Genomic DNA, 14,204 nt, shown 5'->3' with positions numbered 1-14,204 from the left:
GGATGGGTTTGATCCTCCTTCAAGGTGCGTTTTCAAAAAGCGGCTCTTGCTGCGTGATGCAATGAATGCCGCCGCCCCACCAGTTGATCGCAAGCGGATTGATCTGCACGATGTCACGGTCAGGGAATGCTTGCTTGAGGGCCGCTTTTGCTTGCGCGTCCAGACGCTTAAGCGATTCCGGCTTCCCTGGCTCCCAATATTTCGCGGCGATCACTACACCATTGGAGATGAGGAAATTCAAATAGCTCGCTGCGGGTAGCTCATACACGGTGTCGCCGACTTGAAAGCCGAATTGCTTGTAAGCATCCCCGGTTTCAACTGTGTGCTCATTCCAGACCGTCGATAGATTCGGGTTTTGGACGCGGATGATGCGAAACGGCTTGCCGTGCGTATCGGTGGCACGCTTCAACGTTTCGACCGCCTCCTCGATTCTTTCGTAGTCAGCTTTCTCCAACGCGTTGCTGTCCCGTGCCTCTCTGGAAACCTGAGCAACCAAAATCGTGTGTGGATCCACGAACCGCGCTACCTCATCCACATGCCCGTTTGCGCCATACCCGAAAAAGTTTTCGATGATCGGACTGCCATCCGCTGTCAATTTGTCGGAAAGCGGGCTCCGCGGAAGCCAAATGATTTTCTTTTGCCCGTAAAGTCGGAGGTATTCGCTTTCGATTTCCGCAAGGGACTTGCCCGGATTTCGCTGAAGTGCCGTATCTTTGTAGGTCATCATGACGCCCTCGCCGTTGACTTCAATGCCGCCGCCTTCCGCTACAATGTGGGATTTGACGAGAGGGATGTTCCGCTCCGCTGCCATTGCTTTGTCCACATCACCGATCGGTTTGGCCTTCGCTTCTGACCAAATCCCGTAGTAATTCCAGGCAAAATCGGCGATCAGCGGTTTGCCATCGTTCGTTTTGAGAAAGAGCGGTCCCATATCCCGCATAAACAAATAGCTGTCCGCATAGACGTGAAAACGAATCTTCGCGGGATCGACGCGATAAGGTGCTAAAAAATTCAGAACCTCCGCTTTGCGCGTTTCCGAATCGACGATCATCTCAACCGCCACATGATGTGCGTGCAGTGCCTCGATGATTTGGGCTGTCACAGCATGCATCGCGTCTGTTGTCTCCTGCCCGTATTCATTTTTGGCATACCAATCAAGCCAGACTGCGCGTTGGGTCTCCCATTCGGCAGGAAAACGATACGACGTTTTGTTTGTTGCAGCAGATTGCCCGACTGCCGCCGCCGCGATCGGAGAGCACGCCATCGCGATGGTTGCGGCAAGCGCGGACAGGTGAAGCAATGTTCGCCAGCCTTTCGTTTGCATCTGAAAAACCCCCTGTGTTTTCTAGTGTTTCTGTAACGAATGGCTCTGTGTTGAACAAACGGTTTACATAGCGCATCACTCCCTTCAAGCACAATAGGATACGAAGGAAACAAATGTTGTATTTATAGTTTCCAGAGGGTAAAAAGGAAGAATAAAAGATTGATTACCTTTTATTCTCTGGAATGAGCCCATATAGCAAGATGTCGACAATCCCCGCTAGCGCTTCGGCGATCGTGATATTATTCTGTTTGTAAAAATTTTGGTCCAGCGTGGAGTTCATTGCATCAATCACGATTTTCATGACCAGTGACAAGTTCATGGTGATGAGTACGCCTTCTTGCATTCCTCTTTCAATCAGGCCGTGCAGCAATTCCCAGTCGTTTTCCAGATAGGCTGCCATTTTGTCATACTGCTCCGGATAATATCGCTTCATTTGCTCATAGTTGTTCCGGTTGATGATATCGTAATGGTCTGGCAAAACGGTGATGACGCGCTTGATTTTTTCCAGCAGGGGCAGCTGTTCGTCGTTGATGATGGACGTCGCCTTTTCATTCATCTCATTGAAAATCCGATCGATGATCGTGTCGAGGATTTCGACCTTGGAGGGAAAGTGCTGGTACAGCGTCTTTTTACTGATACCGAGTCGTTTTGCCAACTCGTCCACCGAAAACTTGACGCCCTTGTCTTGCATTTCCTCAATAGCTGCTCTGATAATGCGATCCTTAATGTCGACCATCCTTTCATCGTTTGTGAGTGGAAACTACAAAAACTAAATTAGTTTCCTTTATTTTAATCAGGAAGGTCTTTCTTGGCAAGCGGGATTTTCCAATCCATTTACCTTTCACCGCTGCAACGTTCAAAAACTTTTCATCGCCCGTAAAAACGTGCATGAATGAAATGGATGGGGGCATTGTGATATGATGGAAGAAGCGAATTTTAGGAGGCATACAAGTGAAGGGCAAAGGAATTCGTAACCCGTGGCAGTTGCTCTATCGCGTCTATCGTCATGTAAACCCGGTCCTGGAACAGGAGTTTTCCTTTTGGTATAAAGAGGCGAAAGCCATACCTGATCCGGAGCTGCGTAAACAGGCAATAGCCAGCATGGAGACGAAAAAGTTCCATTGCCAAGGTGGAGCGGTCTATGCAGCGCAATCGCTGACGCATGTAGATGTGCTCGTCGCCTTAATCGTCGCGTACCAGACGATCAGCGACTATCTGGACAATCTCTGTGATCGGAGCACGTCGCTCGATCCCGTCGATTTCCGCCAGCTGCATCTGTCCATGCAGGATGCGCTGACACCGGGCGCGGAGATTCGAAACTATTATCTCTACCGCGAAGAAAAGGATGACGGAGGTTTCCTGGCGCGACTGGTCAAAACCTGTCAGCAGCAGGTGGAGCGTTTGCCATCGTATCCACAGGTTCAGTCGCTCGTGCTGAAATACTCCTTGCTCTATAGTGATTTGCAAGTACATAAACATATTGCCCCGGAAAAAAGAGAAGCCGCGCTGCTCCACTGGTGGGAACAGCATCGGCCCGAGTATCCCGATATTTTATGGCAGGAGTTTTCCGCTGTGACGGGATCGACGATCGGCATTTTCTCCCTGTTCGTGATGGCCACACAGCAAAAAATCGACCAAGCTGACATCGAGCGACTTGATGCGGCGTACTTCCCCTGGATATGCGGGCTCCACATTTTGCTCGATTACTTGATCGATCTGGAAGAAGACAAAGCGGGCGGCGATCTGAACTTTGTCAGTTATTACGCAAGCACTGATGAAGCGACCGCGCGGCTTACGCATTTTATCCAGCAGGCCAAAACCAGCGCAAAAGCGCTGCCGAACGCAGCGTTCCACAGCATGATTGTGGACGGCTTGATCGCCTTTTACCTTGTCGACCGGAAAGTTACCCGCGATCAGCCGCAAATCTATAACACGGCCAAGCAGCTATTGAAGCAGGCGGGCAGCATAACCTCTTTCCTCTTCTACGTCAACAGTTTTCTGGTACGGCGTTGAGCGAAACGACTAGCGCAAATGTTTGCGTTTGTAAGAAAAGCCTGCGCCCATCAATACGACTGAAAGGACAAGACAGCCGATAATGCCAAACGCGCTGCCTTCCGCAATGGCTACGCCTACGCCGCAATAGCAAGCGGCTACGAGAATAGCCAAACATAATGTTACGATTTGATAGCGACTCATGTGTGTAAACCTCCTACGATTACAAGTCCATGCCACCATTATACCCGAGAAATGGGTGTTTTGCTGATGGAAAAAGGTGATATATACATAAAGGAGGAGAATCATTAGGGGGAAAAAGGGAATTATGGATTCCATTGTGCAAATAAAGCTGGGCAAAAAAATGTACGAGGGGCAAGTCACCTATCAGGAAGGCGACGTGGTGGAAGTCGTTTTCAGCGAGCCATTGACCGCACAGGTTGGCGACCCGGTCTCCTGTTTAATCACCCATAATTATTCGGAAATACAAAATTTTAACGGGGTGATTTTGGCGAAGGACGACAAGCGTATCATCTTGTTTTATTCGCCGACTGCGACCGAGTTCCGCGAGCAGCGCCGCCGCTATCCCCGCTTCGATGTAAATTTTGATGCCGTTTTGGAGCGCAAGCAGGAGGATGGAAGTACAAACAAGCTGATCGTCAAAGTCACCAATGTCAGTCTAGGGGGATTGGCGCTCCATACTTCTGAAAAACTGGCATCGAAAACAGAGTACCGCATCTCGGTGCAGCTGCCGGATGCGCGTGTGGACTTGGCTGTCATGAACATTTATACCCGAGAAGAAAACGGATTTCACTATGGTTGCAAAGTGACAAGCATCTCCTCGAAAAATCTGCACGTGCTGCGCCGCTACATCTTGAACCGCCAGCTGGAAATGTTGAAGCTGCAGCATTCTTAATCGAAGCACTTTCCCCAACCCAGCCATAAAGCCAGTCCCCTTTGAAAAATGTGGAGACTGGCTTTCGATGTTTACGCAGGTTTTCAATTTTCTTTTTGCACATCGGCTAGGCGCGCTTTTACCACGTTGAGCAAATCGGCAGTCGCGAGCTCAATTTGCACGCCGATGCTACCCCCGCTGACGATAATGGTCTCTTGCGCTTGTGCCGCCTCGTCAATGATCGTCGGAAATAGCTTCTTCATCCCAACCGGTGAACAGCCCCCGCGAATATAGCCGGACACCTTCAAAATGTCGGCGACTGGGATCATTTCGATTTTCTTCTCTCCTACCGTTTTAGCTGCTTTTTTCAAATCAAGCTCGGCTTCTACAGGAATCACGAAGACGTAATAGGCTTTGCTGGCGCCCTGAGATATGAGCGTCTTGAAGACGACTCCTGCTTCTCTGCCGATTTTTTGGGCAACCGAGATGCCATCGATCTTTCCGTCGTCTGCATTATAGGTCAGCATTTGATAGGCGATTTTTTCTTTGTCGAGAATTCGCATCGCATTCGTTTTGCTCTGTTTCATGTCGTACTCCTTGTCTATGCGCGAATATCGTTGTGCGCCGTTGCGTCATGTAAGCTATCACAATCAGTCTATCACGATTAACGCCTGAAGGGCGACCTTCTTAGGCGACCCTCTCGCCAGGAATGTCCAAATCTATTTCGTTATCTTGCTCTTCTATCCCCAAAAACGTACAGAGATGACAGCGCGGGGTTATACTGTGGATGGAGGTGAAAACCACATGAATCATGACGGACACGGTTTTGCGCATGAGCATGAGCTGGAGAGCTTTCAGCCCGAGATTGTGGGGGACACCAGCGATGAGCGGCTGACAGACGAGCGATGGCGGGCAATTTTGAACAATGATGCGGCATACAACGACCAATTTTTTTACGCGGTCAAGACGACGAAAATTTTTTGCCGGCCCTCCTGCAAATCGCGGCCCCCGAAAAAGGAAAATGTCCGCATTTTCCACGCGGCAAGGGAGGCGTTGGCCGAAGATTACCGCCCCTGCAAACGATGCAAGCCGACTGGTCAGCGCTTGCCCGACAACGAATGGGTGTCGCAGATTACCCAGTACATCGACGCCCATTACAGGGAGGATATGACGCTATCGACACTGGCGGATGTGTGCCACGGAAGCCCGTACCATCTGCACCGGACGTTCAAACGGGTCAAAGGCATGACGCTGGTCGATTATGTACAGCAAAAGCGGATCGGCAAGGCGATGGAGTATCTGGCGGAAACGGACAAAACGGTAACTGCGATCGCAGGAGCCGTCGGCATCGCAAATACGCCATACTTCATTACGCTGTTCAAAAAGCTGACGGGAAAGACGCCGAAGGAGTATCGACAGTCACATGGCAAGAAATTAGATGAGCCGGGAGGGAAGAACGATGAATCAAAAGCGCAATGAGACGATGTATTGGACGGTGCTTGAACATGAAGGATGGTTGCTGCACATCGCTGCAACGCAAAACGGGCTCTGCTTTGTCGGTTCACAAGACAAAACGTTCGATGAGCTAGCGGAGTGGGCGAAAGCGCGCTATCCCCATGCAGAGCTGCAAAAAGACGATGATGAGATGAAACCATATGCAAACGAATTGCGCGAGTATATGGCTGGGGAGCGCAAAGAATTTTCGATTCCTTTTGATTTCCGCGGCACACCGTTTCAAACAGCTGTTTGGCAAGCGCTGGTTCAAATCCCGTACGGAGAAACCAAGACGTATGCGGCGATCGCACAGCAGATCGAGAAGCCGGCGGCAGTTCGCGCGGTCGGCGCTGCTATCGGGGCCAATCCGATCCTTATTTCGATCCCGTGCCACCGGGTGATCGGAAAGGACGGCTCTTTGACTGGCTATCGCGGCGGACTCGACATGAAGAAGAAGCTGCTTGCTTTGGAAAAAGCGGGTGTAGAAGGGGGCGCAGCCTATGCTTGAGCGGCTTGCGGACCGGATCGCAGCCTTGCCCTGGGAGCACCTGCAGCAGGAGCTTGACGAGAAAGGGTATGCGTCCATCCCGCCTCTTTTGACACTCGAGGAGTGCGAGGCGCTCGTCGACACGTATGGACAGCGAGACCGTTTCCGCAGCACGATCGATATGGCCCGTTACCGATTCGGGATCGGCCAATATAAGTATTACGCGGCACCGTTGCCGGATGCACTGGAGCAGCTACGGGTCGGACTGTACCCGGAGCTGGCGAAAACGGCGAACCGATGGCGCGAGCGGCTCGGCCTGGCTGCGGCGTATCCTTCCGATCTGCACAGCTTTCTGGACACCTGTCATCAGTCAGGACAGCTGCGACCGACTCCGTTGATTTTGAAATACGAGGCGGACGGGTACAACTGCTTGCATCAGGATTTGTACGGCGAGGTGTTTTTTCCGTTTCAGGTTGTGTTTGCCCTGAATCAGAAGGGCGTCGATTATACCGGGGGAGAATTCCTGCTTGTGGAGCAGCGGCCGCGGGCGCAGAGCAGAGGGCATGCAATCGCACTTGAGCAAGGAGCGGGGCTGATTTTTCCGACGAATCATCGGCCTGTGTCGGGATCGCGCGGTTATTACAAAACCACGCTCCGCCACGGCGTCAGCACGATCACGTCCGGGACGCGGTACAGTCTCGGCATCATTTTTCACGACGCGACGTAAAGGGGGCAGGCACATGAACATTTCGATCGCGCACACGCATCCGAAAACGTTGCTGAACAAAGGGACTGGCTACTTGTCCGGCTACACGCATTCGCTCAACCCATTTACCGGCTGTTCGTTCGGCTGCGCTTACTGCTACGTGCGGCAAATGCCCGTATCGACCTTTCGTGGGCAGGAGTGGGGGACCTGGGTGGACAGCAAGCAGGGGGCGGCAATGCTGCTCGCCAAGGAGCTGCGTCGGGCCAAAGCAAAGGGGCCGGTGACGATTTTCATGTCGTCCGCCACCGACCCGTACCAGCCGCTTGAATATAAGGAAAAAGTGACCCGATCTTTACTTGAGGCGATGGTCTGTGACCCTCCGGATTTTTTGCTTGTGCAGACGCGCAGCCCGCTCGTACGACGGGATATCGATCTGCTGCAGCGATTGGGGGAACGCGTGCGGGTCAGCATGACGGTCGAGACTGATCTGGATGAGATACGCCGCCATTTCTCCCCTTATGCACCGCCGATTGCCGCCCGCTTGAAGACGCTGCAGCTGTTGGCCGAATCCGGTGTCCCGGCGCAGGCGACCATCGCCCCGGTGCTGCCGAGCAGCGAGGCATTTGCGCATCTGCTGCGGCCCCTGGTGAACCGGATTTGTCTGGACGATTATTTCATGGGCGATGGCAGCGGTGGAAAGCGCACGCGCAGGTTGGGGATTGAGGCGCTGTATACGGAATTGGGCTTGGAGGAGTGGTATGATTCAGCGGCCTGGCGGATCGTGTATGAGCGGCTGAAAAAGGTGTTTTTGGAAGAACAGATTTTTTTGAATCAAGACGGCTTTGCCCCGTAATCCGCACAGGCTAGTTGGCGGAACGGGGCTTTTTTTATCGGCATTCTGCGTAGGCATCAGGCTGCTGCTGTGGACGAATGCTGCGCAGCTTTCCTCCACAGTAGGCTTTGGAACATGATGCCGATCAGTCCGATGCCGCCAATCGAGGCGCCGACATACAAAAACGTATGCGATGCACCCAAGAGGCCGATCAATGCGCCACCTGCTAGTGGTGCGACAATCAGGACGATGCTGCTCATCGAATCCAAAATGCCGCTGATTCGCCCGATCGCATCGACAGGCGTCTCTTTTTGCAAAATGTAGTTTAGACCTGTGGAGGTAAAGCCTGTGCCGACGCCACCTACAAAACAGGCGGCCAGCATGAGACCAAGCGGTGTATCGTGCTGGAAAAGGCCGGATGCGGCAAACATCAGCCCGATCAGCCCAAGGCCCCCTCCCAGCAGCCAGCCATAGGCAGACAGCTGCCGGAAGCGACGCAGCCAGGTGACGCTTGCGAGACCCCCTGCTCCGATGGCAGTGACGAGCCAACCGATCAGGTCGGGGCGGTCAGGCGCGATATCGCGCAGCAGGACCGTGATTTGGGCGTCAATCATCTGTATGCCTCCCATGCCGACCAGGCAAAAGAAGATGCTGACCATCAGGACTCGGCTTTTCAGCAGGATCAGCCAGCCCCCTTTCCATGCTGTGCGGAGGTTGAGTTTTTCCGAATCCGCCTCTGTTTGTTCGATCCGTCCCTGGTGTGCGGGCACGAAGAAGAGCAGCAGTGCGGAGAAGACGTAGCACACGGCATTGACAGCCATGCAGGCTCCTGGGGAAAAGGCGGTAGCCACGGATGCGCCGAAAAGCGGGCCCAGTACTTTTGACAGCTGAAAAATGGCACCGTTGAGGGAGGTTGCCTGCAAAAGCTGCTCGGTCGAGACGACTCGACGCGTCATCGCTTGCTGTGCCGGATAATGGAAGACGCGGGCGGTGGAGCGCAACGTGATCAACGCAAGCAGCACCCAGGCGTTGGGGGCGAAAATGAGCATTGTCGTGATCGCTGCGCGAATCAGGTCGGTAGTAAGCATCAAATTGCGCTTGTTCCAGCGGTCAGCGAGGATTCCCGCCAGCTGGCTGCACAGGATGCTCGGCACCGCAAAAGCGAGCGGCAGTAGCGCCACCGTCATCGCGTCAACTTTCCAGATGAAGCCAAGTAAAATCGAAACGGCCATGAAATCAAAATAGTCGCCGAAAGCGGAAAGTCCGTATGAGAAAAACATTTTCGTGAATGTCCGATTTTTCCAGAGCATGTGAAAACCCCCTGCCAGTATGTTCCGTAGACATAGCGTAGCAGGGGAATGTCAGAAGAATATCAGAGATGGCTGTTCAGCAGCTGTTCGGTCTCGGCCAAAAGCTGCCCGAATTTGTATTGCTCGGCCAGCTGGTCCCATTGCCGCTGGTATTTTTTGCGGTAGGGCTCATCTTTTATATGCTGCGAAAGTAACATGAGCGTGAGGTGCAGATTGCTGATCAGATGAGGGATGAATTGTGTTTGACGCGTCGTTTCGATGCCGTCGTCCAGCGATTTTCGGGCGGCCGGAACAGCGCCCTGCTGGTACAAAAAGAAGGCCTTGCCCACGAGAAAAGCACCGCGCTCGCGCTGGATCGGGTGCTGCTCAAGCAACGCCTCGCATTCCTGAAGTTTGCCTGCCGCCGCGTCCGGCTTTCCTTCCAACAGATGCACGTACATTTCTTTCAATAAAAAGATCGCGGTGAAGCTGGCGGATTGCAGATCCATGATCATCTGCCGGATATCGTCCAGATGACGGCGCGCCTTCTCCAGCATGCCTGCCTGCAAATAGAGAAAGGCGATGTTTAGCTGCAGATCGTACATCCATTTTTGCTCCACACTGTCGCCTTTGGCGATCAGCCGTTCCGCGTAGGAAAGCGATGTCTCCGGATCAGGCTGTATGGCAGCGTGGATAAAAACGGCGTAGGCCGCTTTCTGCCAAAACGTTAAGGTGTCCGTATGAATCAGCCACGAAAAATCGCCTCGGACAAAATGAAGGTAGGCATCATAAAACGGATCACCCGGCAAACCCAGCACGTCCCGATTCGAGGAGAGCAGCTGCATGGCTGCGCCCATGCCGAGTCCGTGATACTTGGCGAGCATCCGCTTTACGTCGGCAGCGAACTCTTCGTCCTGCAAAAGCGGGCTTTCCTTCTGCTTTGGGGCATGGCGCGTCAGCTTGTAGCCTTGTCCACGGATCGTCTCCACGCTGATCAGGTGCGACCAGACGGTGAGTTTTTTGCGGACGCGGTAGATGTGATCGTCGACGGTACGGTCGACGGGCATCTCCAACGGCCAGACAGCGTCGAGCAGCTCCTCGCGCGAAAAGATGCGTCCCGGGTGCTCAAAGAGGAAGCGGAGCAAGGCAAACTCCTTGGGCAGAAGCTGGATGCTTTCCCCGGCGTAAACAGCTTGAAGCGTATCCGGTTCAAAATGAATCATTGCGTCCTCCTCATCCGCCTAGTGCTCCGGGTCGATCCCGTGCTTGCGCATTTTGTTATACAACGTGCCCCGTGACATGCCGAGCAGCTCTGCCGCAGCCTTTTTATTGCCGTAGGTACGGTCGAGTGCAGCGATGATCCGCTCGCGTTCCTGTGCATCGTGTTTTTTGCCGGCCATTTCCGTAAAAGCAGGCATAGGTGCTGGCTCTGCAGTGGTGAAGCTGAAGGCGGGCGTTGGTTCACTTTGCTGCAACCGAATGCTGTGTGGCAAATGTTCGGCCGAAATGACACCATTTTCCTGCAAAATGAACAACCGTTCCATCACATTGCGCAGCTGGCGGATATTCCCTGGCCAATGGAAATGGAGCAGCGGCTGCATCACTTCAGGCAGCATCCGGGGAACCGGTTGGTTTTGGGTCGTCGCATATTCCTGTAGAAAAATTTGCACGAGCTCGGGAATGTCTTCGCGACGTTCGCGGAGCGACGGGATTTCAATGGAAAAGACGTGCAGCCGATAATAGAGGTCTTCACGAAAACGCCCTTCGGCGACCATCGCTTCGAGCTGCCGATTTGTCGCGGCGATGATGCGCGTGTTGACGCGGATCGGCTCCGTTCCGCCGACACGGTAAAACTGGCGCTCCTGCAAAGCCCGCAATAGCTTGACCTGCAGCTCAAGCGGGAGCTCTCCCACCTCATCGAGAAACAGCGTGCCTTCATGCGCAAGCTCCAGCTTTCCAGGCTTCCCTTTTTTCTCTGCGCCAGTAAATGCCCCGCCCTGATAGCCGAACAGCTCGCTCTCAAACAGTGCGGCTGGGATGGCGCCGCAGTTGATTGCGATAAAAGGCTTGTCGTGCCGCTTGCTCGCTTGGTGGATCGCTTGGGCAAACAGCTCCTTGCCCACGCCGCTCTCGCCGTACAAGAGAACGGTCGCATCGGTTTGCGCCACTTTCCGTGCCGATTGGATGGCGGACTGAACGGCGGCGGAATGCCCTTTGATCATGTAAAACGGGTCGTCGGCAGCCTGAAACCGGTTCATCTCCTGCTTTAGCGTATGCAGATGCGCTGTCGTGTCTGCCAGTTCTTCATTGAGGCGAACCAATTCGGTAATGTCTTGCTCGATGGAGATTGCGCCGATGATTTCCTCGTCCCGATAGATCGGAGCGGAGTTGATCAGCACATGCCGGTCCGGACGGGGCACGTGATAGACACGCTGTACCGAAGTACCGTGCGACAAAGCATCGATCAAACGGATGGATTCACTGGAAAAATGCGTCTCGAGCGAGGTTCCGACCACATCCGTGCGAGAGATTTCATAAATTTTTTCTGCTGATTCATTCCAATACAGTACGCGGTTCTCTTTATCGACGATCGTAATCGCCTCGCTAACGGTAGTCAGCATCGTTTCGAGCAGCTTGCTCTGGTTTCCCGCGATTTCCGCAAGTGCGGCGAATAGCTGGGAAAAAGCGATCAGCTTGTAAGCGTCGCCCGGATGCGTGGGCGCAATGAGCAGGATGGGTAACGGTGCAGCGGCCGCCTGCTGGACAAGCCGAATCGCGTCGATCAGCGGCGTATCGCCTGCCAGCATCAGCGCGGGCAATACGGAGCCATCTTCCATGCGCACACCTGTGGATGTGGCGCTGCGTATGATGGCAGTATCTTCGATGGAGGAAGCATCCAGTGAGGAGATGGGGCTTTGCAAGGAGAATAATGGCTTCACAAGATCACATCCTAAGGTGGATAGATGTTTAAAGTCGTACAAGTTTGTACTATCAATGTACAATAATGAACAATGATTGTACATATGTGTATAGAGCGTATACGGATTGTGGTTGCAATGATGACGAAATTCCTCGAATTATGGATGGCATGGAACATGCATTATGAATTGATCAGAGCATGCACGTTTAGGGAGGAGACTTAGTCACAATGGAACAACTCATGAAGGATTTCTTCCTGTTTTTGTCCAAAAACCAAGGCTTGAACGCAGCCGCGAAAAAATGGGGACTGCGTTTCGGAGCAAGCCGTTTCGTATCGGGTGAGACGATTCAAGAGGCGATCAAAGGTGTAAAAGACTTGAATCAGAAAGGTCTGTGCTGCACCCTCGACCATTTGGGCGAATTCGTATTCAGTGTGGAAGAAGCAAACGAATCTGCTGACTACTGCATCAAAACGCTGGAAGCGATCCACAGCTCCGGTGTAGACTGCAACCTCTCGTTGAAAATGACACAGCTCGGCCTCGACATCAGCCGTGACTTGTGCGTTACCAATATGCGCCGCATCCTTGATTCTGCGAAGAAAAACGGCAACATCTTTGTCCGCATCGACATGGAAGACTACGCGCACAACGAGGTCACGTTGGAAATCTTGCGCGAGCTCCTGCAGGATTATGACAATGTCGGTACCGTTATCCAGGCGTACCTGTACAAATCCACCGATGACATTGACAGTCTTAAAGACAAGCACCCGAATTTCCGATTGGTAAAAGGGGCTTACAAAGAGTCGCCGCAAGTTGCATATCCGAACAAAGCCGATGTGGATGAGAATTACAAAAAAATCATCAAGCAGCATCTGCTGAACGGAAATTACGCAGCGGTGGCAACCCATGACGACAACATCATCGCTTATGTAAAGCAGCTGGAGAAGGAACACAACATTCCGCGCTCTCAGTTCGAATTCCAAATGCTCTACGGCATCCGCACGCAATCCCAGGTGGATCTAGCGCGCGAAGGGTATCGTATGCGTGTCTACGTTCCTTACGGCAACGACTGGTATGGCTACTTCATGCGCCGTCTGGCGGAAAGCCCTGCCAATGTGAAGTTCGTGTTGAAAGGCATGTTCACCAAGTAATTTTCGTTCGCTCTTATATTCGGCTCTTCTTATCTCAAAGCCGGTTTCCTGCATACTGCGGGGGATCGGCTTTTTCCATTATAATGAAGTTGCCGAGGGCACGATCTTAAGAAAAGGGAAGAGGAGTGACGTCCAGCCGATGTTTGCCACCACCATAACGATGAAACCACCATATTCATTTGAACGGCTTTTGCAGCGTATGTTGACGCATCCTGATGAGCAGCTCCAGATCGATGCGTCAGCAGGCATAATCCGGCGGGCACTCCGTTTGGACGGGCAGCCTGTGCTTGTTGTTTTTCGCTTTTGCGGCAGCGTGGAGGAACCGGTTTTGCAGATCGAGACGGAGGCAGCGCTGACGCAGCGCCAGCAGGATGAACTAATTCGCGTCTCCCGGCACATGTACAGTGTCGATGTCGATCTGGAGCCGGTCTATCGCCGTATGCGCGAAAGTGCGGAGCTGCGCCCGCTGACGGAAAAGTTTCGCGGGTTGCGTCTCTTGCATGATCCCGACCTATTTCAGTCGATGGTCCGAACAATCATCGGGCAGCAGCTGAATCTAGCGTTCGCGGCGACCTTGACGCATCGGCTGATCAGACAGGTCGGGGATGTGATTGTGGATCAACAAGGGCGAGAGTTCCTGGTCTTCCCGACGCCGGAAGCGGTCGCCAGCCTTGAGGTGGAGCAGATGCGCGCTTGGCAGTTCAGCCAGCGCAAGGCGGAGTATATCATCGACTTTGCCCGTGCTGTCGTCTCAGGCGACGTTGATTTGGACCGTCTGCATGAGTTGACGGATGAAGATGTGATCGCCTACTTGTCCAAGCTGCGTGGAATCGGCCGTTGGACGGTCGAGTGCTTGCTGATGTTTGGCATGGGGCGCCCCGATCTGCTGCCTGCTGCCGATATCGGGCTACGCAACGGCATTCAGCTAGTGCACGGGATTGTCGAGAAGCCGGACGAGCAGGAGATCCGCCGGATCGGAGAAAGCTGGGCGCCCTATCGCAGCTACGTTAGCCTCTACTTGTGGGAGGCGGTGGGCGAAGCAAAACGGGAGGCTGCGCGGGAGAAGGCGGAAAGTAAGCCCCGTCGCAAGTGAGGCTGCCTCTTTCATGACTGAAC

General features: G+C 53.3%; 15 protein-coding genes. 8 read left to right on the top strand and 7 right to left on the bottom strand.

Going from position 1 to position 14,204, the window contains the following annotated elements; genetic code table 11:
- Window positions 1-19: 19 nt before the first annotated feature.
- Entirely contained in the window at window positions 20-1,324 is a 1,305-nt protein-coding gene (locus EDM56_RS01235; RefSeq protein ID WP_122916058.1) for an agmatine deiminase family protein, read from the bottom strand.
- A 163-nt stretch (window positions 1,325-1,487) separates the two neighbouring features.
- Entirely contained in the window at window positions 1,488-2,060 is a 573-nt protein-coding gene (locus tag EDM56_RS01230) for a TetR/AcrR family transcriptional regulator (protein ID WP_342772363.1), read from the bottom strand.
- Window positions 2,061-2,275: 215 nt separating this feature from the next.
- Here EDM56_RS01230 and EDM56_RS01225 point away from each other — a divergent pair, with 215 nt between their 5' ends.
- Window positions 2,276-3,337 carry a tetraprenyl-beta-curcumene synthase family protein gene (locus tag EDM56_RS01225; protein ID WP_122916057.1) on the top strand — a complete coding sequence of 354 codons (1,062 nt, stop codon included), beginning with the start codon at window positions 2,276-2,278 and terminating at the stop codon, window positions 3,335-3,337.
- A 9-nt stretch (window positions 3,338-3,346) separates the two neighbouring features.
- Here the strand turns inward: EDM56_RS01225 and EDM56_RS31310 are convergent, their stop codons facing one another.
- On the bottom strand, window positions 3,347-3,520 hold the full coding sequence (locus tag EDM56_RS31310) for a DUF5325 family protein (RefSeq protein WP_183192247.1): 174 nt from the start codon (window positions 3,518-3,520) through the stop codon (window positions 3,347-3,349).
- Window positions 3,521-3,644: 124 nt separating this feature from the next.
- Here EDM56_RS31310 and EDM56_RS01220 point away from each other — a divergent pair, with 124 nt between their 5' ends.
- Window positions 3,645-4,232 carry a PilZ domain-containing protein gene (locus tag EDM56_RS01220; protein WP_122916056.1) on the top strand — a complete coding sequence of 196 codons (588 nt, stop codon included), beginning with the start codon at window positions 3,645-3,647 and terminating at the stop codon, window positions 4,230-4,232.
- A gap of 83 nt (window positions 4,233-4,315) precedes the next feature.
- On the opposite strand, the gene ybaK is transcribed toward EDM56_RS01220, so the two are convergent.
- Window positions 4,316-4,798, bottom strand: a complete 483-nt coding sequence (gene ybaK / locus EDM56_RS01215; protein ID WP_122916055.1) for a Cys-tRNA(Pro) deacylase — start codon at window positions 4,796-4,798, stop codon at window positions 4,316-4,318.
- Window positions 4,799-5,015: 217 nt separating this feature from the next.
- Here ybaK and EDM56_RS01210 point away from each other — a divergent pair, with 217 nt between their 5' ends.
- From EDM56_RS01210 to EDM56_RS01195, 4 genes are read left to right on the top strand one after another with little or no spacing between them, the layout of a single operon-like run.
- Window positions 5,016-5,690 (top strand): bifunctional transcriptional activator/DNA repair enzyme AdaA, encoded by a 675-nt coding sequence (locus EDM56_RS01210; RefSeq protein ID WP_122916054.1) that lies wholly within the window; start codon window positions 5,016-5,018, stop codon window positions 5,688-5,690.
- On the top strand, window positions 5,671-6,213 hold the full coding sequence (locus EDM56_RS01205) for a methylated-DNA--[protein]-cysteine S-methyltransferase (protein ID WP_122916053.1): 543 nt from the start codon (window positions 5,671-5,673) through the stop codon (window positions 6,211-6,213). Before EDM56_RS01210 ends, EDM56_RS01205 begins: the two co-directional genes overlap by 20 nt.
- A complete protein-coding gene (locus EDM56_RS01200) occupies window positions 6,206-6,919 on the top strand; it encodes a 2OG-Fe(II) oxygenase (RefSeq protein ID WP_122916052.1) in 714 nt (237 codons plus the stop codon). Before EDM56_RS01205 ends, EDM56_RS01200 begins: the two co-directional genes overlap by 8 nt.
- A 13-nt stretch (window positions 6,920-6,932) precedes the next feature.
- The gene (locus tag EDM56_RS01195; RefSeq protein ID WP_122916051.1) at window positions 6,933-7,751 is read left to right on the top strand and encodes an SPL family radical SAM protein; all 819 of its coding nucleotides are present in this window, start codon (window positions 6,933-6,935) and stop codon (window positions 7,749-7,751) included.
- A gap of 56 nt (window positions 7,752-7,807) precedes the next feature.
- Here EDM56_RS01195 and EDM56_RS01190 read toward each other — a convergent pair whose 3' ends face one another.
- The 3 genes from EDM56_RS01190 to EDM56_RS01180 all read right to left on the bottom strand — a co-directional run bounded on the left by EDM56_RS01190 (window position 7,808) and on the right by EDM56_RS01180 (window position 11,958).
- On the bottom strand, window positions 7,808-9,040 hold the full coding sequence (locus EDM56_RS01190; RefSeq protein ID WP_122916050.1) for an MFS transporter: 1,233 nt from the start codon (window positions 9,038-9,040) through the stop codon (window positions 7,808-7,810).
- 62 nt (window positions 9,041-9,102) lie between these two features.
- Entirely contained in the window at window positions 9,103-10,242 is a 1,140-nt protein-coding gene (locus EDM56_RS01185; RefSeq protein WP_122916049.1) for a winged helix-turn-helix domain-containing protein, read from the bottom strand.
- Window positions 10,243-10,260: 18 nt separating this feature from the next.
- A complete protein-coding gene (locus EDM56_RS01180; RefSeq protein WP_246009216.1) occupies window positions 10,261-11,958 on the bottom strand; it encodes a sigma-54 interaction domain-containing protein in 1,698 nt (565 codons plus the stop codon).
- Window positions 11,959-12,167: 209 nt separating this feature from the next.
- Between EDM56_RS01180 and EDM56_RS01175 the strand changes: the two genes are divergently transcribed.
- Window positions 12,168-13,088, top strand: a complete 921-nt coding sequence (locus EDM56_RS01175; RefSeq protein WP_122916047.1) for a proline dehydrogenase family protein — start codon at window positions 12,168-12,170, stop codon at window positions 13,086-13,088.
- 139 nt (window positions 13,089-13,227) lie between these two features.
- A complete protein-coding gene (locus EDM56_RS01170) occupies window positions 13,228-14,181 on the top strand; it encodes a DNA-3-methyladenine glycosylase family protein (protein ID WP_122916046.1) in 954 nt (317 codons plus the stop codon).
- Window positions 14,182-14,204 lie beyond the last annotated feature (23 nt).

Origin of the sequence: Brevibacillus fluminis, from assembly GCF_003710825.1 — a bacterium.
GTDB lineage: Bacteria > Bacillota > Bacilli > Brevibacillales > Brevibacillaceae > Brevibacillus_D > Brevibacillus_D fluminis.
The sequence above is the reverse complement of the archived record's forward strand: the minus strand, read 5'-3'. Positions and strand labels throughout refer to the sequence as shown.

Coding starts and splice junctions, on each gene's coding strand:
- EDM56_RS01235 (WP_122916058.1), bottom strand. CDS start 1,324: ATGCAAACGAAAGGCTGGCGAACATTGCTTCACCTGTCCGCGCTTGCC.
- EDM56_RS01230 (WP_342772363.1), bottom strand. CDS start 2,060: ATGGTCGACATTAAGGATCGCATTATCAGAGCAGCTATTGAGGAAATG.
- EDM56_RS31310 (WP_183192247.1), bottom strand. CDS start 3,520: ATGAGTCGCTATCAAATCGTAACATTATGTTTGGCTATTCTCGTAGCC.
- EDM56_RS01220 (WP_122916056.1), top strand. CDS start 3,645: ATGGATTCCATTGTGCAAATAAAGCTGGGCAAAAAAATGTACGAGGGG.
- ybaK (WP_122916055.1), bottom strand. CDS start 4,798: ATGAAACAGAGCAAAACGAATGCGATGCGAATTCTCGACAAAGAAAAA.
- EDM56_RS01210 (WP_122916054.1), top strand. CDS start 5,016: ATGAATCATGACGGACACGGTTTTGCGCATGAGCATGAGCTGGAGAGC.
- EDM56_RS01205 (WP_122916053.1), top strand. CDS start 5,671: ATGAATCAAAAGCGCAATGAGACGATGTATTGGACGGTGCTTGAACAT.
- EDM56_RS01200 (WP_122916052.1), top strand. CDS start 6,206: ATGCTTGAGCGGCTTGCGGACCGGATCGCAGCCTTGCCCTGGGAGCAC.
- EDM56_RS01195 (WP_122916051.1), top strand. CDS start 6,933: ATGAACATTTCGATCGCGCACACGCATCCGAAAACGTTGCTGAACAAA.
- EDM56_RS01190 (WP_122916050.1), bottom strand. CDS start 9,040: ATGCTCTGGAAAAATCGGACATTCACGAAAATGTTTTTCTCATACGGA.
- EDM56_RS01185 (WP_122916049.1), bottom strand. CDS start 10,242: ATGATTCATTTTGAACCGGATACGCTTCAAGCTGTTTACGCCGGGGAA.
- EDM56_RS01175 (WP_122916047.1), top strand. CDS start 12,168: ATGGAACAACTCATGAAGGATTTCTTCCTGTTTTTGTCCAAAAACCAA.
- EDM56_RS01170 (WP_122916046.1), top strand. CDS start 13,228: ATGTTTGCCACCACCATAACGATGAAACCACCATATTCATTTGAACGG.